At 54.5% G+C, this 18,542-nt stretch carries 22 protein-coding genes and 1 pseudogene; 3 read left to right on the plus strand and 20 right to left on the minus strand.

All coding sequences use genetic code 11. The annotated features are described in order from the left end of the window. Positions 1 to 4: 4 nt before the first annotated feature. The 3 genes from F3I44_RS11240 to F3I44_RS11250 all read right to left on the minus strand — a co-directional run bounded on the left by F3I44_RS11240 (position 5) and on the right by F3I44_RS11250 (position 2,635). Positions 5 to 1,225 (minus strand): glycosyl transferase, encoded by a 1,221-nt coding sequence (locus F3I44_RS11240; RefSeq protein ID WP_013358297.1) that lies wholly within the window; start codon positions 1,223 to 1,225, stop codon positions 5 to 7. A gap of 30 nt (positions 1,226 to 1,255) precedes the next feature. Then, positions 1,256 to 2,047, minus strand: a complete 792-nt coding sequence (locus F3I44_RS11245) for a mannosyl-3-phosphoglycerate phosphatase-related protein (protein ID WP_150014840.1) — start codon at positions 2,045 to 2,047, stop codon at positions 1,256 to 1,258. 354 nt (positions 2,048 to 2,401) lie between these two features. Further along, a complete protein-coding gene (locus F3I44_RS11250; RefSeq protein ID WP_013358295.1) occupies positions 2,402 to 2,635 on the minus strand; it encodes a DUF2525 domain-containing protein in 234 nt (77 codons plus the stop codon). Positions 2,636 to 2,951: 316 nt separating this feature from the next. Here F3I44_RS11250 and F3I44_RS11255 point away from each other — a divergent pair, with 316 nt between their 5' ends. Further along, the gene (locus F3I44_RS11255; protein ID WP_013358294.1) at positions 2,952 to 3,110 is read left to right on the plus strand and encodes a YqaE/Pmp3 family membrane protein; all 159 of its coding nucleotides are present in this window, start codon (positions 2,952 to 2,954) and stop codon (positions 3,108 to 3,110) included. A gap of 62 nt (positions 3,111 to 3,172) precedes the next feature. Continuing rightward, positions 3,173 to 3,367: a protein DsrB gene (gene dsrB, locus F3I44_RS11260; protein WP_013358293.1), complete on the plus strand. Its 195-nt coding sequence runs from the start codon at positions 3,173 to 3,175 to the stop codon at positions 3,365 to 3,367. A gap of 104 nt (positions 3,368 to 3,471) precedes the next feature. Here the strand turns inward: dsrB and F3I44_RS11265 are convergent, their stop codons facing one another. The 15 genes from F3I44_RS11265 to fliF form a co-directional block, all read right to left on the minus strand. Further along, complete coding sequence (locus F3I44_RS11265; RefSeq protein WP_150014842.1) at positions 3,472 to 5,178, minus strand: methyl-accepting chemotaxis protein; 1,707 nt, start codon at positions 5,176 to 5,178, stop codon at positions 3,472 to 3,474. A gap of 140 nt (positions 5,179 to 5,318) precedes the next feature. Beyond that, entirely contained in the window at positions 5,319 to 5,954 is a 636-nt protein-coding gene (gene rcsA, locus F3I44_RS11270) for a transcriptional regulator RcsA (RefSeq protein ID WP_010247685.1), read from the minus strand. A 627-nt stretch (positions 5,955 to 6,581) separates the two neighbouring features. After that, positions 6,582 to 7,367 (minus strand): flagellar biosynthetic protein FliR, encoded by a 786-nt coding sequence (gene fliR / locus F3I44_RS11275; RefSeq protein ID WP_150014844.1) that lies wholly within the window; start codon positions 7,365 to 7,367, stop codon positions 6,582 to 6,584. After that, complete coding sequence (gene fliQ, locus F3I44_RS11280; protein ID WP_003854466.1) at positions 7,367 to 7,636, minus strand: flagellar biosynthesis protein FliQ; 270 nt, start codon at positions 7,634 to 7,636, stop codon at positions 7,367 to 7,369. Before fliQ ends, fliR begins: the two co-directional genes overlap by 1 nt. A 25-nt stretch (positions 7,637 to 7,661) precedes the next feature. After that, positions 7,662 to 8,393, minus strand: coding sequence for a flagellar type III secretion system pore protein FliP (gene fliP / locus F3I44_RS11285; protein WP_010247675.1), 732 nt, complete (start codon positions 8,391 to 8,393; stop codon positions 7,662 to 7,664). Next, positions 8,393 to 8,791: a flagellar biosynthetic protein FliO gene (gene fliO / locus F3I44_RS11290; RefSeq protein WP_150014846.1), complete on the minus strand. Its 399-nt coding sequence runs from the start codon at positions 8,789 to 8,791 to the stop codon at positions 8,393 to 8,395. Before fliO ends, fliP begins: the two co-directional genes overlap by 1 nt. Positions 8,792 to 8,801: 10 nt before the next feature. Then, entirely contained in the window at positions 8,802 to 9,209 is a 408-nt protein-coding gene (gene fliN / locus F3I44_RS11295; protein WP_013358288.1) for a flagellar motor switch protein FliN, read from the minus strand. Beyond that, positions 9,202 to 10,209, minus strand: a complete 1,008-nt coding sequence (gene fliM / locus F3I44_RS11300; RefSeq protein WP_150014848.1) for a flagellar motor switch protein FliM — start codon at positions 10,207 to 10,209, stop codon at positions 9,202 to 9,204. Before fliM ends, fliN begins: the two co-directional genes overlap by 8 nt. 4 nt (positions 10,210 to 10,213) lie before the next feature. Next, complete coding sequence (fliL, locus tag F3I44_RS11305; RefSeq protein WP_061062737.1) at positions 10,214 to 10,699, minus strand: flagellar basal body-associated protein FliL; 486 nt, start codon at positions 10,697 to 10,699, stop codon at positions 10,214 to 10,216. Between the two features lie 127 nt (positions 10,700 to 10,826). Further along, the gene (locus F3I44_RS11310; RefSeq protein WP_150014850.1) at positions 10,827 to 12,110 is read right to left on the minus strand and encodes a flagellar hook-length control protein FliK; all 1,284 of its coding nucleotides are present in this window, start codon (positions 12,108 to 12,110) and stop codon (positions 10,827 to 10,829) included. Next, positions 12,107 to 12,550, minus strand: a complete 444-nt coding sequence (gene fliJ, locus F3I44_RS11315; RefSeq protein WP_003854478.1) for a flagellar export protein FliJ — start codon at positions 12,548 to 12,550, stop codon at positions 12,107 to 12,109. The genes F3I44_RS11310 and fliJ overlap by 4 nt, the downstream gene beginning before the upstream one ends. A gap of 19 nt (positions 12,551 to 12,569) precedes the next feature. After that, on the minus strand, positions 12,570 to 13,940 hold the full coding sequence (fliI, locus tag F3I44_RS11320) for a flagellar protein export ATPase FliI (protein ID WP_150014852.1): 1,371 nt from the start codon (positions 13,938 to 13,940) through the stop codon (positions 12,570 to 12,572). Continuing rightward, positions 13,940 to 14,632 carry a flagellar assembly protein FliH gene (gene fliH, locus F3I44_RS11325; protein WP_150014854.1) on the minus strand — a complete coding sequence of 231 codons (693 nt, stop codon included), beginning with the start codon at positions 14,630 to 14,632 and terminating at the stop codon, positions 13,940 to 13,942. Before fliH ends, fliI begins: the two co-directional genes overlap by 1 nt. After that, positions 14,625 to 15,617: a flagellar motor switch protein FliG gene (fliG, locus tag F3I44_RS11330; protein ID WP_150014856.1), complete on the minus strand. Its 993-nt coding sequence runs from the start codon at positions 15,615 to 15,617 to the stop codon at positions 14,625 to 14,627. The genes fliH and fliG overlap by 8 nt, the downstream gene beginning before the upstream one ends. Beyond that, positions 15,614 to 17,341, minus strand: coding sequence for a flagellar basal-body MS-ring/collar protein FliF (gene fliF, locus F3I44_RS11335; RefSeq protein ID WP_150014858.1), 1,728 nt, complete (start codon positions 17,339 to 17,341; stop codon positions 15,614 to 15,616). The genes fliG and fliF overlap by 4 nt, the downstream gene beginning before the upstream one ends. Before the next feature lie 232 nt (positions 17,342 to 17,573). Here fliF and fliE point away from each other — a divergent pair, with 232 nt between their 5' ends. Then, entirely contained in the window at positions 17,574 to 17,885 is a 312-nt protein-coding gene (gene fliE, locus F3I44_RS11340; protein WP_013358280.1) for a flagellar hook-basal body complex protein FliE, read from the plus strand. Positions 17,886 to 17,916: 31 nt separating this feature from the next. On the opposite strand, the pseudogene F3I44_RS11345 reads toward fliE, so the two are convergent. Further along, positions 17,917 to 18,192 (minus strand): annotated as a pseudogene (locus tag F3I44_RS11345) (tyrosine-type recombinase/integrase); the annotation flags it as partial. Between the two features lie 74 nt (positions 18,193 to 18,266). Further along, on the minus strand, positions 18,267 to 18,407 hold the full coding sequence (locus tag F3I44_RS23725) for a hypothetical protein (protein WP_156085418.1): 141 nt from the start codon (positions 18,405 to 18,407) through the stop codon (positions 18,267 to 18,269). Positions 18,408 to 18,542: the final 135 nt, after the last annotated feature.

The following is an 18,542-nucleotide window of genomic DNA, read 5'->3' on the forward strand; positions in this document are numbered from 1 at the left end:
TGTTTCAGACGTTACCGTCGTTATCCTCTTCAACCGCCTGATAGATGCGCTGCAATACATCCGGGAACGCCGACTGAACCCGGCTCCAGCTGGGTATAAACGGTTTATCGTTAGGACGTTCAATAAACGCCTGTCCCGCTTCCAGAATCGACTGAGTAAACATCTCCACCGCGGCCTCTTCGACGTGCTGATCAAACTTCAGTCCGTTCATTGCCGCTTCGTGGTTATAGGTCTCCATCATATCCAGCGCATTACGGTAATAGGTTGCCTTCAGCACCCGGAATGAATCGCTGGTTAGCGGCACACCCATGGTCGCGAGTTTACGCAGCAGGGACTGAACGATGTCGCTGCTCATACGCTTGAGTCCGCCGGTGCCATCATCTTCTGCCAGCGGCTGATGCTTGTGATCGTAGTTATCGGCGATCTCAACCTGGCACGACTGGCGGGTGGTGTAGTTACGATAAATCTCCGACAGCACGCCAATCTCCAGTCCCCAGTCGCCGGGGATCTTGATGCCGTTCAGCACATGCGTTCGCATGGCGAACTCGCCAGAGAGCGGATAGCGGAAGCTTGTCAGGTAATCCAGGTATTCCGAATGGCCATAGACTTTCTGCAGTGAGCGCAGCAGCGGCCCGACCAGCAGACGCCCGACACGGCCATTCAGCTTGCCATCCGCGACGCGCGCGTAGAAGCCCTTACAGAACTCATACTGAAACGCCGGGTTTGCCAGCGGATAGAGCAGGCGGGCCAGCATGCCACGCTCATACGTGACGATATCGCAATCATGCAGCGCCACACAGCTGGTGCGGTCCGACGCCAGGGTATAACCGGTGCAAAACCAGACGTTACGGCCTTTACCGGGATTGGTAGGCGACAGACCCTCTTTATCCAGTTCCGCATCAATGGCCTTCAGACGCGGGCCATCGTTCCACAGAATGCGATGCCGTTGCGGCAGGCGGGAGAAGAACTCGCGGGCAAACAGGAACTGATCGCGGTCAGCACGATCCAGACCAATCACGATCTCATCCAGATAAGGCACTTTGGCCAGCTCATCAACGATTTTCGTCAGCGCCGGACCTTCAAGTTCGGAAAACAGCGATGGCAGGATCAGCCCCATTTTGCGTTTGCGGGCAAAGCGAACCATCTCTTTTTCCAGCGACTCCACGCTGCGGTGGGTCAGGTTGTGGAAGTTGGTGATTACGCCATTCTGATAAAAGTCACTCATCGCATCATCCTTTTAATGCCCGTGGGCAGCTTATTGAGGTTGAGTCAAAAAATAGTCCAGTCCTTCACGCCAGCCTTCGGGGCCATGGTGAGCGGTGTAATAGACCTGCTGCTGATCGGTCCGGCTGAGTGTTACCGGTGTTTTACTGTAGCCCTTAATCACGACGGCATAATCAACTGCGTCCAGCATCGGCGCATCATTCGGCCCGTCACCAAGACCAATTGTGATGGCTGTTTCACCGGGAGAATGGTCCAGCAGCCAGCGCAGCGCTTCGCCTTTGCCGCAGCCTGCTTGCATTACATGCCAGAAACGGCCGCCCTGCGTCAGCGCCAGCCCTTCAGCACCCAGTGCCGCCTGAAAGCTATCGAAAGCCTCGTCACTGTCGCGCCAGACAATCACTTCAGACGCGTCGCGCTGGCGTGCCAGCGCGGCATCTGCCTCACTCAGTCCGGTCATTGAGGCCACTTCCGGATCGGAGAAGTCATGGAAGCCGGTAAAACGGTAGGTTGTTTTCAATGCGGCCAGCCGCTGGCAGAGTGCGTCATAGGTCAGCGTATTATCAGGCAGACGGATACGCTGCTGCTCCTGCGTCTGGACCACGGCCCCGTTCTCGGCAATAAAGGGTGAACCACTGATCCCCAGTTTTTTTTGCAGCGGAAGGATTTCGGCGGCCGTCTTACTGGAACAGATCACCAGCGGAACCTCGTGCTGTTTCAGCGTGGTAAGCCACTCAGTGGCCGCATCCCAGCGATAGGTATGGTGGTCGAGTAGGGAACCATCGAGATCGGTAATAATCATTAACGGCTGTTGAAGATCGGGCATTAACAGGCTCCTTTCATCACGTTCGCGGCTAAAGCAGCGATTTTTCAATATTATAGTTGAATATGGCTCACACTTTTTTTCCTGCCACGCTGACTGAAAATCCAGGATAAATCTTAAAAAAGAAAGGGAGAAAAGCGAGGGATGCAGGAAGTGTGCAGGCGCTAAGTCACTGGCTGGCGCGGTTTTTTCGGTAACTATTGCCTCATAACGACCCGGTTCGTTGCAGAAACGTGCATATCTGATACTTGTTTTGGTGACGCGTTCGCGTAATCTGCAGAGGTGTTAAGAATTCCCTGGTGTAACGAATTGAATTTTTACCCGGCTTTACAGCCGGGTATTTTTTTGAAATCGATTTCAGCGGTTAGCTTCATAGGCGCGATAGTCACAGATGTCGATTTCAAACGCTTCCGCCAGTTCGGTATACGAGTGAAAAATCTGGCCTTCAACTTCAAGCCGTGGCATCTGGCCCTGCTCCATATACTCCCGTATCTCTCCTGACGTTTTCGCCTGTATCGCCGCCAGTAAACCTTCAACATCCACCTTCAAATCGGACGCTGGCATATCGGTGTGCTGCTTTTCGTCTGTCATTTTCTGACTCCTGAGAGCAAACAGAATAATCAGTATAGAACGCGGGGCAGAAAGAGGGGATTGGGCAGATCGCAGATAAAAAAAAGCCCGCGCTGCGCGGGCAAAATCCTTGTTACTTTAGGTTGTGGCTGCACCTATGGGGGTGGTGCAGTGGAGGAAGTGTAAAGGCCAGGCGCGTAAGAAGTCTTGCGGTGAAATGTTAAGAAATTGCAAAAATGGTCCTTACTCAGATTTACCTGACTTTGCCCCTGAACAAAGCAGATTCGGCTATAGTTGATGATAAAGCTGATTTTATTCAATACCTAAAGGAATGGTTATGGACATCTTAAGAATTATTATCGCAATTCTGCTGCCACCGCTGGGCGTGTTTATGCAGGTCGGTTTTGGGGGGGCTTTCTGGCTGAATATTTTGCTGACGATCTGTGGTTACATCCCTGGTATCGTTCATGCCGTCTGGGTCATTGCCCGCCGCTAACGCGCTGCATCGTGCCGGTTCTTCGTTTAGACTGTACGCAGTAAATAATCAGGAGAACCGAAATGAAGGTAAATGATCGCGTCAGCGTCAAAACCGATGGCGGCCCGCGTCGCGTGGGTACCATTCTGGCTATGGAGCCATTTAATGAAGGCACCATGTTTCTGGTCGCGCTGGAAGATTATCCACTAGGCATCTGGTTTTTTAATGAAACGCAGCAGCCGGATGGCATTTTCGTCGAGCCTTACCACGACGCCTGAGCCTGACGTGCATAAAAAAGCCCCGTTACGTTAACGTAACGGGGCTTTTTTGCATTCAGTGCCGCTGTCGTCGACAACAGCCGCTGACGGTTACCTGGAGGGCGTCAGAAGGTTTCCCAGTTATCACTACCGGTGGCCAGCGCGGGGAGCGGTGTCAGAGCGGATGTTTTGGCTGGTGATGTGACGCGCGCGGCCACACTTTTCGTGGCAGGCGAATCCTGCAGACGGAATGCCGCCACCGCCTGTGTCAGTTTGCCCGCCTGATCTTCCAGCGAGGCTGCTGCCGCTGAGGCTTCTTCCACCAGCGAGGCGTTCTGCTGAGTGACGTTGTCCATCTCAGTGACCGCCTGGCTCACCTGCTGAATACCCCGACTCTGTTCGTCCGATGCCGCGGCGATCTCCGACATAATATCGGTGACGCGGCGTACCGCCTCGACAATCTCACCCATGGTGCTGCCCGCTGCGCCAACCTGATGCGAACCGTCATTAATCAGCGTGACCGACTCAGCAATCAGGGATTCAATCTCTTTGGCCGCCTGCGCACTGCGCTGGGCCAGATTGCGCACTTCGCTTGCCACCACCGCAAAGCCGCGACCCTGTTCTCCGGCGCGCGCTGCTTCAACTGCTGCGTTCAGCGCCAGGATGTTGGTCTGAAACGCGATGCTGTTAATGACGTTAGTGATCTCAGCGATTTTCTTCGAGCTGCCGGAAATGTTGGTCATGGTTTTCACCACGCTATCGACAAGATCACCCCCGCTGCGCGCCTTGCCAGAAGCATCCGCGGCCAGCTGGCTGGCGTGATGGGCATTCTCGGCATTCTGTTTTACCGTGGCGGTGAGCTGTTCCATGCTGGCAGCGGTCTGCTCCAGTGCTGCCGCCTGCTGCTCGGTGCGTGAAGAGAGGTCGGTGTTACCGGCGGAGATTTCGCTGGAGCCCTGATAAATCGCAACGGCACCTTCACGTACTGTCCCGACGGTGGTCACCAGCGCCTGCTGCATCAGTTGCAGATTGTGGATCAATGTACCAATCTCACTGCGGCCATAGGGCAGGGGAGCAGAGGTCAGATCGCCCTGCGCAATGCGTTCAATGCGCAGCACAGACTGACGCAGCGGGTTAATTACCACGCGACGCAGGAAGACAAAGGTCATCAGTACCAGCACCAGTGCGGCACTAAACGCCACGGCCATGGAGATAAAGCCAATGCGCGACTGATGATCGGCTTCGGCAGTAATGGCATTCGCGCGGTCAGTACGGATTTTGATCGCCTTCAGTAACACCGCGTTATAGTCATCATCCAGTCTGCGGGTAACGTCTGTTTCCTGCGCGATGATGCCCTCAAAGCTGCCCTGTTTACCGGCATTAATCATCGGTATCAGGCCTTTATTAATGTAATTATTGAAGCGTGCCTGTAGCGTAGCATCCAGTTCAGTGTCAGCCGGAGACTTCACTTTGCGCGCTTCATAAACTGCAAAGCCATCTTTAGCCTGCTGAATACGTTTTTCAGCAGCCGCCACGTTGGCGCGAAACTCATCCATTTCACCAATACGCGCGGCGGCACCGGCCTGGATAATGGTCAGGCGTGCCGTACGCAGGTGATTGGAGCTGTTAGCAAGGCCCATACGAACCTGGATTTCGTCCGTAGCATCATCGAGGGAGTGGTTGCTTGAAATAAGAAAGTAACTGGCGACACCAATACAGAGTGCGAACAGCAGCAAAATGCCGCCGAAGATCAGGCTAAACAGCGGCACCAGGCGGAGATTCTGCCAGATGCCAGCGCTTTTCTGTCCATCATTATCTAATGCAGTGTTCATATCCTTGCTCTCTTGAGGCTGTTGTTATAAGGCTTAACATCGGCAAAAGAGCGTAAAGGCTTAGCAGCAAGAGTGAGACCTGGCTCCCAATTCAGCGCAAAAAAAACCGGCCATTAAGGCCGGTTCTTCAGGTCTGACGATCAGCGAATATTAACGTAAATACCCGAGGTTACATTATCGGTTAAACGCACCACATGATAAATAACCTGTTTATTATGGGTTTTGATTTTGCGTTTAATATTACCTTTGTGTGACGATACCGTTTTGGCCTTAATTTGCATTTTATCTGAGATCTGAATGGTGTCATGACCTGACATCCACATCTTCAGCATGTTTGACTCAGTCTGGCTCAGCGTCAGCGGGTGAACATCCATGCCCGAAGAGATGCGCGCAGACTGGTTAAGCTTCTTCTGCAAATAGGTGCTGAGTAAGGAATCCAGGGTCGATGTCTTCATCGATTTTGATGTAATAATCAGGTTCTTACGAACGTAGAGATATTCCTCAAAATGGATATTGCTAATCGCCATGAATATAAAGAACAGCGTATCAGGATGCTGCGTAATAATACTGCGGATACGTTCGCTGGAATCTGACTCATGAATGAAACAATCTTCATTAATAAAGACGACACCAGGATTTAATTGCTCACATTTTTGCTGTAGTTGCTCAATATCGGAGACAGAAGAGATATTTTTCTTCTTAACTCCTTTTAAAGACATGTAGTCTGATAATCCCAGGCGTGTGTAGTTGCAGGAATCCATAATAATAGTTGGCATAATAGCGACCCTCACCAATTTGTTATCCGTTTAAATCAACGATGAATACGCGTTGCGGTACGAGAGAGATTTCTTAGGTACTTTTTTATTCTGCTCGTGCAGTGTGGCAACAGGCAAACGCCCGTAAAAGTCTTCATCCCTGACCCGTTCTGCAAAAAATTTGTGCTGCCATGACGTCACACATTCTCCGGCAATGGCGGGGAATGCCAGTGAAGTGCCGGAGATTCAGTAAAGCTCATTTTTTGAGAACTATGTCACTATCCCTGAAAACAGGAAGTTTTCTGATAGGACAATTCTCAAAAACATTTGTTTTACGAAAGTGTGAAGTCTCAGCGTGCGATGACAATGCCGGAAAAAACATTTTTTAACAAGAAAAATCACTTAAAGTTTTTTTCCTTGTAAATTCAGTCCATTGCCGGTTTTGCCTGCACATTCACAGTCTGACCGCTTCTGTGAACCACCCAACTAAAATACGCGAAGCCCGGTTTAATAAGAATTATTTTCAGACTCTCAGCACATTTATCAGAATTTCCTTAGTTGCATTCTGGAAAACATGGTTCGGAAAATGCAGGGATGGTTTTGCGATACTTAAGTGTCGCTGAGCAAAGGTAGTTAGAAACTTAATGTTCAGGGGCGGGATAGTTCTGTCAGGAACAGGGCCAGTAAATCAAATATTTCACTGAACAAATGCTCACAGAACGGGGCCAGCAGGGGCATCAGCAGGCTGATGGTTAAAATTCCGACTGATAAGGTAATCGGGAAGCCAATTGCGAAGATTGATAACTGTGGTGAAACGCGGTTTAACAAACCCAGTACCAGATTTACCATGAGTAACAAAACGATTAAGGGCAGCGCTAACATCATGCCATTAAGGAAAATTAATCCGCCGGATTTCACCAGCGCCATAAATGCGTTGGCATTCAGGGGGTGACCGCCAATCGGCAGCGTATGAAAACTGTCCGCCAGCAGTGAGATCAGCCAAAGATGTCCGTTAAAGGTCAGGAACAGCAACATGGCCAGCATGTCGAGAAAACGGGCCAGCACCGGCATATTAAGACGGCTGCCAGGGTCAAAAAAGGTGGCGAACGAAATGCCCATCTGCAAACCAATGACTTCCCCGGCAAGACGCACAGCTGCAAACGCAAACTGCATGGTAAAGCCCAGCGCGATACCAATCAGCATCTGCTGAATCAGCAGCCAGAAACCAGCAGGGGAAAACAGAGTCACATTGACAGCAGGCAACATCGGCATCAGCAGCCAGGTGATCATCACCGTCAGTCCGATTTTGACACGTTTGCTGACGGATCGTTCACTGAGGATCGGCGCAGTGGCAAACAACGCCATGATGCGCACCAGTGGCCAGAAGAACTGGCTGACCCACTGAACCAGCTGGCTGCTGTCGAGAGTAATCATCAGCCGATGATATAAGGCAGGTTGGTAAAGACGGTGCGGATATAGTCCAGCAGCAGATTCAGCATCCATGGGCCGGCAATGATACCAGTGGTGGCAACCGCCAGGATCTTAGGAATAAAGGATAAGGTCTGTTCGTTGACCTGGGTCGCCGCCTGGATCAGGCTGATCAGCAGACCGCTGACCAGAGCTGCCAGCAGCAGCGGGGCGGCCAGCATCAGGGCGACGCGCATCGCTTCCTGTCCCATTACCATTACTGATTCGGGTGTCATGTCGTGCTCCGGTAAGAAAAGGGGATCAGGAGTAGAAGCTTTGCGCCAGTGAACCGACCAGCAGTTGCCAGCCATCGACCAGAACAAACAGCATCAATTTAAACGGCAGCGCAATGGACGCTGGCGGAACCATCATCATCCCCAGCGCCATCAGCACGCTGGCGACGACCAGGTCAATGATCAGGAACGGGATAAATACGGTAAAGCCAATCTGGAACGCGGTCTTCAGTTCGCTGGTCACATAGGCGGGCAGCAGAATACGCATGGGCACCGCTTCAGGACCGGCAATCGGCGCGGTATTCGCCAGACGGGCAAACAGGGCTAAATCTGCTTCACGGGTCTGACGCAGCATAAACTCGCGCAGCGGCTGGGCTCCTTTATCAATCGCCACTTCCATGCTGATCTTGTCCTGGCTGAACGGCAGGTAAGCATCCTGATAAATCTTGTCGAAGGTCGGTGCCATAATAAAGAAAGTCAGAAACAGCGACAGTCCGAGCAGCACCTGGTTAGGCGGCGCAGAGGGCGTGCCCAGCGCGTTACGCAGTAAACCAAACACAATGATGATACGGGTGAAGCTGGTCATCATCAGCAGCACGGCCGGAATAAAGGTCAGCGCAGTGATAAAGACCAGCGTCTGTACCGGCAGTGACCAGCTCTGACCGCCATTCGGCAGTGAGTGACTCACCAGGCCCGGCAACTGGGCATGGGCAACCGGTGCCAGTAACAGCAGTGGCAATAAAGGAAGCAGTCGACGCATCATTGTGGTTTTCCGGGACGTTTAACCAGATTCTGTAACAGCTGACGAAAATCCTGTGGCGCACGGTCAGCCGGCGTCACAGAGACCGGCTCACCCGGCGGCAGCGTATGCAGATGAGTAATCTGCTGGGCAGTGACGCCCAGCACCAGACGCGCGTCAGCAGTATCGACAATCACCACCCGCTCACGCTGGCCCACTGAGACGCTGGCCGTGAGTTTCAGCTCCTGACCACTGACCTTTTTCGGCGCAAAGCCGGCACGGCGTGCCAGCCAGGCGCAGGCCAGAATCAATAAAATAATCACTGCTAACACGCTGCTGACCTGTGCCAGCATAGAACCGGTCGAAATCGCCTGTGCGTGCGGTGCGGCCGGTTGCAGCGTTTGATTCTGGCTATTCATAATGTGACTCTTAGCGACTCAGACGACGCATACGTTCAGACGGGGTGATGATGTCAGTGATACGAACGCCATATTTGTCGTTCACAACTACTACTTCACCCTGTGCAATCAGGTAACCGTTGATCAGGATATCCAGCGGCTCACCTGCCAGTCCGTCCAGTGCTACCACCGAACCCTGCGTCAGACGCAACAGCTCTTTGATGGTCATCTTAGTGCGGCCCAGTTCGACGGTGAGTTTCACCGGGATATCCATAATCAGATCGATATCCTGCAACGAGCCCGCGACATTGCCGCTGTCGAATGACTTAAAGACGTCATCGGTCTGCGGCGCACTGCTGCTGCCGACCTGCTCGTTCATCGCTTCAGCCCACAGATCGTCCGCAGAGATATCGTCAGACGGTTTATTACTGTCAGTCATGGGGCTGTTCCTCGTTAAGCGAATTCAAAATCGGGTTAATCAGGTGTTCGACACGGAGCGCATATTGCCCATTCATCGTGCCATATTGGCTGGTTAAGACCGGGACGCTATCGACATGGGCGATAATGCGTTCCGGCTTCTCAATCGGCAGCACATCACCGGGTTTCAGCTGCAGAATCCGTGACAGACGCAGTGACGTTTCGGCAAAGTGAGCAATCAGTTCCAGCTCAGAGTGCTGCACCTGTTTGACCAGGTTATCGCGCCAGTGGTTATCTTCCTGGCGGGAGTTTTCGAGCGGTGGGTTCACCAGCAGCTCGCGCAGCGGTTCAATCATTGAAAACGGGATGCAGATGTTAAACTCACCCACCAGGTTGCCAATCTCCACCTGGAACGGCGTGTTAACCACGATGTCGTTCGGTGAAGTGGTGATGTTGGTGAACTTCACCTGCATCTCTGAACGTACGTACTCGACGTCCAGGGGATAAATCGCCTTCCATGCATCGCTGTAACCATCCAGCGCCAGCTTCAGCATGCGGCGGATAACGCGCTGCTCGGTATGGGTAAACTCACGGCCTTCGACTTTCGTCGGGAAACGTCCGTCACCACCAAACAGGTTGTCGACGGCGATAAACACCAGGCTGGGTGAGAACACCACCAGCGCCGTGCCGCGCAGCGGTTTCAGGTGGATCAGATTCAGGTTGGTTGGCACCGGCAGATTGCGGGCAAACTCATGATACGGCTGAATCTTGATCGTCCCGACGCTGATATCCGGGCTACGGCGCAACAGGTTAAACAGCGCCATACGGAAACTACGGGCAAAACGCTCGTTAATAATCTCCAGCGCCTGCAAACGCTCGCGCACCACGCGGCGCTGGGTATTCGGGTCGTAAGGCCGAATATCGCCCTCCGGCCCGTTTTGTTTCTTTTCTTCTTCCGCGCTGCCGCTGTCGCCGTTTAAAAGGGCGTCAATTTCAGCCTGGGAGAGAATGCTATCGCCCATTGATTCACCTCAAAATGAAGGCAGTAAACAGCACGTCGTTTACAGCCTGCGGAGGTTGACCTTTTACCAGCGGGGGTGTCAGCGCCTGTTTGATTTGTTCAACAAGCGCCTGTTTTCCTTGCTCTGTCGCCAGCGCCGCAGCGCTCTGACGCGAGAGCAGCAGCAGCAGACGGCTGCGCACCTCAGGCAGATAGTCATTCATCCGACTCCGGGACTCCTCATCGGCCAGACGCAGGGTAAAGCCTACGTAAAGCACGCGGTCAGGATCGTTGTCGGGATTGACCAGGTTAACCGTAAATGTATCAAGTGCAAAAAAGACCGGAGCGGGAGGCGGTTCAACTTTCGCCACCTCAGGCTTATCGCCCTCGTGTTTATTCATCATTCGCCAGACTGCATAGCCTGCCACGCTGCAAGCGGCCAGCGTCAGAATGATCAACACTGGTATTAAGAGTTTACGTTTGCTGCCTTTTGCTTTCGCGTTATCAGACATGGTGCAGTTACTTCCTGTGAATTATGGGCAAGCCTCTCGGCTCACGGGACAGATTATCCGCGTCTTAAGTCAAACCAATGGGTAGAAAAGACGCGGGTTTTACGCTTACCTTCAGCGTTTGCCGCTGTCAGGCGAAAGTGTCGACGGCGCTGTTGCCGCTAACGCGAGCCTGAAGGGCAGCGGGAACGGCAATCGGCGTAATGTCGGTGTCACTGTCCTGGGTGAGGGAGAAGCGGCCATGCTGTCCATCGCGGCGCGCCTCCTGCTGTTGCTGGAATTGCTGGCCCTGCGTGGAACTGTCACTGCTCACCTGACTCTCGCCCAGGTTTATACCGCTCTCTGCCAGCGCGCTGCGAAGCTGCGGTATCGCGGCTTCCAGTGCCGATCTGACGTGGCTATGGCTGGAAACCAGATTAATTTGTGCCTGATCGTTATCCAGTTTCAGGCTGATCTGGATAGCGCCAAGGTCTTCCGGATGTAAACGCAACTCCGCGTTCTGCTGGCCGTTGCGGCTGAACATCACAATCTGCTGACTCAGCGCCTGCTGCCACTCGTCGCTGCCCAGCTGTGAATTCAGCATCGGGGTGGACGGGGTGCTGCTGGTCGCGGAGGCGGTCACCGGCGCGGGCAGGCTGCTGGCGCTGGCGAACGGCGTGGCGCTGATCGCGTTGTCGCTGGTACTGGCTTTGATCGCACCCTGATCATCCTGCTTCACCATAGTGCTCAGCGCCTGCTGGAAACTGCTGTCGAGTGTCAGGCTGCTGTTGGTCGCACTTTGCGCGGCAGGCTGATTCTGACTGGCGGTGCTGTTCACGACAGGTGAGTTCAGTGCGGCACCTTTAGCGTCATGCTTCTCATCTTTACCCGGCACAGGGTTATCCGGTGCGTGGCTCTGCTGCGCACTGTTCAGCAGTTGCGTCAGCGAGGTCTGACTTTTCCGGCCGGTGTCGGTCTGGGCAATCAACTCACCTGCTTCACTGCTGACCGGCGTCGAAGGCGTCGCTGTCGGCGTCACCGCAACCGGTAACATGGCGAACAGTGCCTGCACATTCTGCATGTCACTGGCGCTTAAGGTTGCGGCCTCCGGCTTGTCTTTATCATCGGCTGATTTTATACCAGCTTTAATATTTTCCGGTTTAAACAGGGCGGTCAGTTCAGCAGGATTATCCAGCGCGGCCATCAGCGCATTCAGCGGCGCTTTTGGTCGGGCGTCATCGGCAGTTTCTGCTTTAACGTCAGCGGATTGCGCCGCTTTTCCCTGCTGTTTCGCCAGGCCTGCCAGCTGGTTTCCCAGCGTGGTCAGAAAGTCCTGCGGCAGGGCATCAGCCCCTGCTGCAAGGTCCGTCGCGCCTGATGGTTCCGCGTCGGTTTTAGCCGCCGCTTTTATGCCAATGTGTGGCAGCGTAATCATTCGCCTCTCCTCGATGCGGCCCGTTGGGCAAATTCATCCATCCGTTTCTGGTCGAGACGGTTTTCCTGTCGTAAAGCATTTTCCGCTGCCCGTGTTATCAGAGTCTGATAGGCGTTCAGCCGCTGTTGTTTGTCGCGCCAGTTGATTAGCGCCTGCTCCAGTCGCTGATTCCAGTTATTAAGCTGGTTGCGATGCTGCTCAATCGCTTTTTCCAGCGTCTGAATAAACTGGTGATAGTTCGTCCAGCGGGTGCTGGCGATGCCGGACGACATGTCATCGTTGAGCTTGTTGCGATACTCGTCCTGATAATCGAGCAGCATCGTCAGCTGCTCGTTAGCGGCGTGCTGGCCGCGGCGCATATCGCCTAAATAGATGGCGGCACGTTCGAGATCCTGCTCCGCTAAGTCGCGCAGCGTATCAATGGCATTTGCAGTTTTCATTGCCGTTACCTCGCGTTAATCACTGTGACGAGCCGAACAGCGCATGCAGATGCAGGCTGGCGTCGTCATAATCGCTGCGCTCAAAGATGCCCTGTTGCAGGAAGGCTTCCATCTGCGGATAGAGCCTGATGGCTTTATCGAGCATCGGATCGCTTCCGGCGGCGTAGGCACCGACGCTGACCAGATCGCGGTTACGCTGGAAGCTGGAGAGCAACTGCTTAAACTGGCGCACCTGCGCATAGTGGTTCTCATCGATCAGCGAGGTCATCGCACGGCTGATCGAAGCTTCGATATCAATAGCCGGATAGTGACCCGCTTCCCCGAGCCGGCGCGACAGCACGATGTGGCCATCGAGGATGGCGCGCGCGGAGTCTGCGATCGGATCCTGCTGATCGTCGCCTTCGGTCAGGACGGTATAGAAGGCGGTGATCGAACCGCCGCCGTCGATGCCGTTACCGGCACGCTCAACCAGCGCAGGCAGTTTGGCGAACACGGAAGGCGGGTAGCCTTTGGTTGCCGGTGGCTCACCAATCGCCAGGGCGATCTCACGCTGCGCCATGGCGTAGCGGGTCAGGGAGTCCATAATCAGCAGCACATGCTTGCCGCGATCGCGAAAATCTTCAGCGATACGGGTGGCGTAAGCGGCACCCTGCATACGCAGCAGCGGCGAAACATCTGCCGGGGCAGCTATTACCACCGAACGGGCTCGGCCTTCAGCACCCAGAATGTTCTCAATAAAATCTTTCACTTCGCGGCCACGTTCGCCAATCAGACCGACCACGATAACGTCCGCTTTGGTGTAGCGCGCCATCATCCCGAGCAGCACGCTTTTCCCCACGCCTGAACCGGCAAACAGACCCATACGCTGCCCGCGACCCACCGTCAGCAGGGCATTAATGGCCCGCACGCCGGTATCCAGCACATCGGTAATCGGCGTACGCTGCAGCGGGTTAAACGGCGGGGTGATCAGCGGTGCGCGATAGCCAGTATCCGGTGACGGCAGACCGTCCAGCGGTCGGCCGCTACCGTCGAGCACGCGGCCCAGCAGTTCCGGTCCCAGCATCAGCTGTTTGCCCGCCTGCGGGTTGTCACCATTCTGGCGCGCATAGACCCGCGCACCCGGTAAAATGCCGTCGACTTCTTCCAGTGGCATCATCAGCAATTTCTGACCGTTGAATCCCACCACTTCGCTTTCGATTTCGCTGATGGTTTTGCCATCGTTGCGTTCGATGATGCAGGTCGCACCCAGCGGCAGCTGTAAACCCGTCGCTTCCAGCACCAGACCGGTCGCGCGGGTCAGGCGGCCATAACGGCGCACCGCCTGCACCTGGTTGATGCGTTTTTCAAAGACGTCGAGCGAGCCCAGCCAGCGATTCAGACGGGTGGTCATCAGATTTCTCCCGGCGCGGCAAGGCGGCAGAGTTCCTGCCAGCGCGTTGCGACGCTGGCATCCAGATCGCCATCTTCAGCGCTGAGTTTGCAGCCGCCAGGGTGCAGGGTGCTGTCTGCGATCAGCCGCCAGCCGTGCAGATCCAGCGTCGGACCTAAAGTCTGCTCAATACGCTGTAAGTCGTCCGGGTGAACACGCAGCTGCGGTTTGCCGCTGAACATCGGTTCCTGCTGCAGCAGACCCTGAATCTGGCGGAGCAGGGCGGTACCATCCACCGTAGTGGCCTGACCAATAACCGAGCGAGCCGCTTCCAGCGCCAGCTGCATCAGACGGGCAGCAATTACGCTATCCAGTGACTCCAGCGTGTTCTGGAACTCCGTTACGAGCTGCTGCATCCGCGCCTGAAGCGGTGCCTGCTGCTGCCGGGCATCCGCCAGCCCCTGCTGAAAACCGGCGTCGTAGCCCGCTTTCTGGCCTTCGGTCATACCCTGCTGATAGCCTTCGTTGTAACCCTGACCCTGCGCCTCTTTGCGCATCTGCTGCTGCAGACGTTCGAGCTGCTGTTGCTGCTCATCCACGCCCTCTTCAGCTTCGTAAATTTCTGGCTGCAGCTCCGGTTCAGGCTCATCAAAACGGCCTAAATCAGTGGGCTGCCACAGCTGCCAGGGACGGGCAGAAAATGCATCAGACATAAGTTTCCTCGCCACCACCAATCACCATCTCGCCCGATTCGGCCAGGCGACGGACCACCAGCAGGATCGCTTTCTGTTCGTTCTCTACTGCGGACATACGCACCGGACCCCGGTTGGCCAGATCGTCGCGCAGGATATCGGCCGCTCGGGATGACATGTTTTTGAGGAACTTCTCGCGCAGTGGCTGTTCGGCACCTTTCAGTGCAACCAGCAACTGTTCGGACTCCACTTCCTGCAACAGACGCTGGATGCTGCGGTCGTCCACTTCCACCAGGTTTTCGAACAGGAACATCTCGTCGATAATTTTCTGCGCCAGTTCGCCATCGAAGTCGCGTACCGCTTCGATAACGGCCTCTTCCTGCTGCGTTTTCATCAGGTTGATGATCTCGGCTGCGGTTCTCACGCCGCCCATCTTCGCGCGCTTGAGGTTGGTGCCATCCAGCAGGCCATTCAGCACTTCGGTCAGTTCGGCCAGCGCAGCTGGCTGCACACCACCGAAGGTGGCGATACGCAGCATCACATCGTGACGCAGACGTTCGTCGAACAGCGCCACAATATCGGCGGCCTGACCACGCTTGAGGTGGACCAGGATGGTGGCGATGATCTGTGGATGCTCGTCGCGGATAAGGTCGGCGGCAGCCTGCGGCTCCATAAAGTTGAGCGTTTCCATCCCGCTGGTGGTTTCGCGCGTTTCGAGAATGTCTTCCAGCAGGCTGGAGGCGCGCTCTTCGCCGAGCGCCCGGGTCAGCACCGAACGCAGGTATTCGTTGGAGTTCAGGCTCAATGCAGCAAACTGCTCAGCATCGGTTTCAAACTCACGCAATATTTCAGTCAGCTGCTTGTGTGACACCTGACGCATGTTGGCCATCGCCGCGCTCAGGTGCTGTACTTCGCGCTGGTTCAGATGTTTGAAAACTTCCGCAGCGCGCTCTTCGCCGATGGTCATCATCAGGATGGCGCTTTTTTCGGTTCCGGTCAGACTCATAGCTCTTTACTCATCCATTCGCGAATCACCAGCGCAACAACGCGCGGATCGTTTTCTGACATGTCGCGGATGCGTTGACTCATCACTTCTGCGCTCATGCGGTTGTTAGACTTACGTTCCTGCTCCAGCTCGTCTTTGCTGAGCTGCACACTAAAGGCTTCTTCTTCTGGCTGTTCAGCGGCACGAGCGGCAATGGCTTCTGCAGCGGCTTTCTCTGCGGCCTGCTTACGAACCAGGTGCGGACGAACCAGTTTGCGGTAGAGGATAAAGGCTACCAGGGCAATCAACAGCCACTTACCGGCGTTCATCAGCTGATCAAAGAAGGACTGCTGTTGCCAGAAGGGCAGATCGGCGGTCACTGCTTCAGTGGTGTTGAACTGCGAGTTCACGACGTTGACGCTATCGCCACGCGTCTGGGAGTAGCCCATCGCTTCGCGGGTCAGGTCTTCAATCTGCTTAAGTTGCTGTTCGTTCAGCGCAACGGCTTTGCCTTTGTCATCTGCACGGAAGTTAACCACGACTGCCACCGACAGACGCTGTACGTCGCCGACGTTGAGTTTGGTATGACGAATGGTACGGTCCAGCTCGTAGTTCACCGTGTCATCACGACGTGAGTTGGTCGGCGTCGCGCTGGCTGTGGCAGTGCTGGTGGTCTGACCGGCGTTATTCTGTCCGTTAGCATTCTGTCCATTGGCATTCTGACCATTGGCCGCATTATTGTTTGGCGTCGTGACCGGCGCGGTATTGGCTGGCGCAGGCTGGTTAGAGAGCGCGCCTGGCACGCCACCCGGATAAGGGCTGCCCGACTGGTCGCTGGTGCTGGTCTGACGCGAACGGATCGCCGTGTTAGACGGGTTGGCGTTAGGCTGATATTTCTCGTCGGTCTGCTCACTGGTGTCGAAGTTAATCTGCGCGGTTACCTGCGCATGCACATTGCCCTGACCAAGAATCGGATTCAGGATCGCTTCGATACGTTGCTGGTAGCGCGCTTCCACTTCAGACGAGTACTTCAGCTGCGCGTCGTTCAGATCGCGACCGGCGTTATCAGAACGGGTCAGCAGGCGACCAGTCTGATCGACCACGGTGACATTGCCCGGCGGTAAACCGGCGACGCTGCTTGAAACCATGTGGGCGATGGCCTGAATCTGGCCTTCATCCAGCGCACGGCCAGGCTGCAGAGTTAAGGTGACAGAGGCGGATGGTGCTTTCTGCTCACGTACAAATAAGGTGGGTTTTGGCATCGCCAGATGAACGCGGGCGCTTTTGACCGGACCCAGTGATTCAATGGTGCGGGCCAGTTCGCCTTCCAGCGCGCGCTGGTAGTTAACCTGCTCGCTGAACTGGCTGATACCGAACTTCTCTTTATCCAGCAGTTCAAAGCCCACCGAGCCGCCTTTTGGCAGACCCTGCTGAGCCAGACGCAGACGCAGCTCATGCACATTCGCTTCCGGCACCATCAGTGCGCCGCCATTTTCGGCGAAGCGGTAGGGGATGTTCATCTGCGTCAGCTGGGTGACGATGGCGCCGCCATCTTCATCAGTGAGGTTGTTATAAAGGACGCTATAGCTGGGCTGCTTTGCCCACAGCACCATCGCGATCACGATCGCCACCACGGCAGCCGCCGCGACGATTAAAGGAATACGCGGATTTGCGCGCAGGCGAGCGAGCAGGTCACCGAAGCCTTTCTTTTCTTGTTCTGTTGTGGCGGCTGTGCTCGCATTCATGACCGATTCCTGCCTGACGTAATTGACCGGGTAAGTTGAGATGGCAAAACAGACTCCCTGACCTGCGTAGATAAAATTTCCACTTCAATGCCAGGCATTATTAGGTGATAAGCAAAATTCGATGGCTGGATAAGGTAGGTTTTTTGCTGTCATTTAGCGGCTTTGTCTCATTGACAACGTGCTAACTTTTCCTCACATCAAAAATGTCATCCTCTTTAATAAGGTATCGTTCATGTCTATTCAGGCAATTGACGGCGTACTGCAGCAGCTTCAGGCGACCTCACTGCAGGCCAGTAACCGCAGCAGTGAAGCCACTAATCAGATCGATTTCGGCGCGACCATGAAAGCGGCGCTGGATAAGATCAGCGAGACGCAGACCACCGCCCGCACCCAGGCGCAGGATTTTGAAATGGGGAAACCCGGCATCGCGCTGAATGATGTGATGGTCGATCTGCAGAAATCATCCATCTCTATGCAGATGGGGATTCAGGTCAGGAACAAGCTGGTGTCGGCTTATAGTGAAATTATGAATATGCAGGTTTAGGCGGGTAACTGTCTGAAGATGCTGAAGTTTATCATACTGCCACTTTGGTGAAGCACGTATGTAGCACAAGATCGCTCATTTTCGTGTTGATGAGTGATAGCTGGTCGGTATTGTTCTCTGACATCCAGGCGCCATAAACCCGGTACACCATCTGCGCATCGGAGTGACCCATTTGCGATGCAACGTAGTTCGGGTTTGCGCCTGCTGACAGAGCCCAGCATGCGAACGTATGACGCGACTGATAGGCTTTCCGGTGACGGAGGCCTGCACGCCTCAGTGCGCCGGTCCATATCTGCCCGAATGATTCAGTTGTTGAAATGGCGCTAGTTTAAGTAAATTTATTTTTGGCAACCGTCGCTGGCGGGTTATCAATCCACTTCCCTATAGCCTTCCTGTCGCGAATTCAGAGCAGCACGATACCAATAAAAAAAGCGAACCTGGAGTGAGCTCGCCGCTTGAGATGTTGCGGATATTCTTCATCACTTCTTTATCGCCGTTGACCCAACCTTCTTCATAATCCATCTCTCCTTTTTAACAATGACGGCACACTCAACAACCATGATCCAGTTCATGCTGATTGCCGCCTGGAAACACGTCACTCAGAGTGCGAGAGTGGGAAGGTTACTTCAGTGTCCGCTATGAGTCATTTCTCATTAT

It is taken from the genome of Pantoea sp. F_5 (assembly GCF_008631595.1).
In the GTDB taxonomy this organism is placed as follows: Bacteria; Pseudomonadota; Gammaproteobacteria; order Enterobacterales; family Enterobacteriaceae; genus Pantoea; species Pantoea gossypiicola.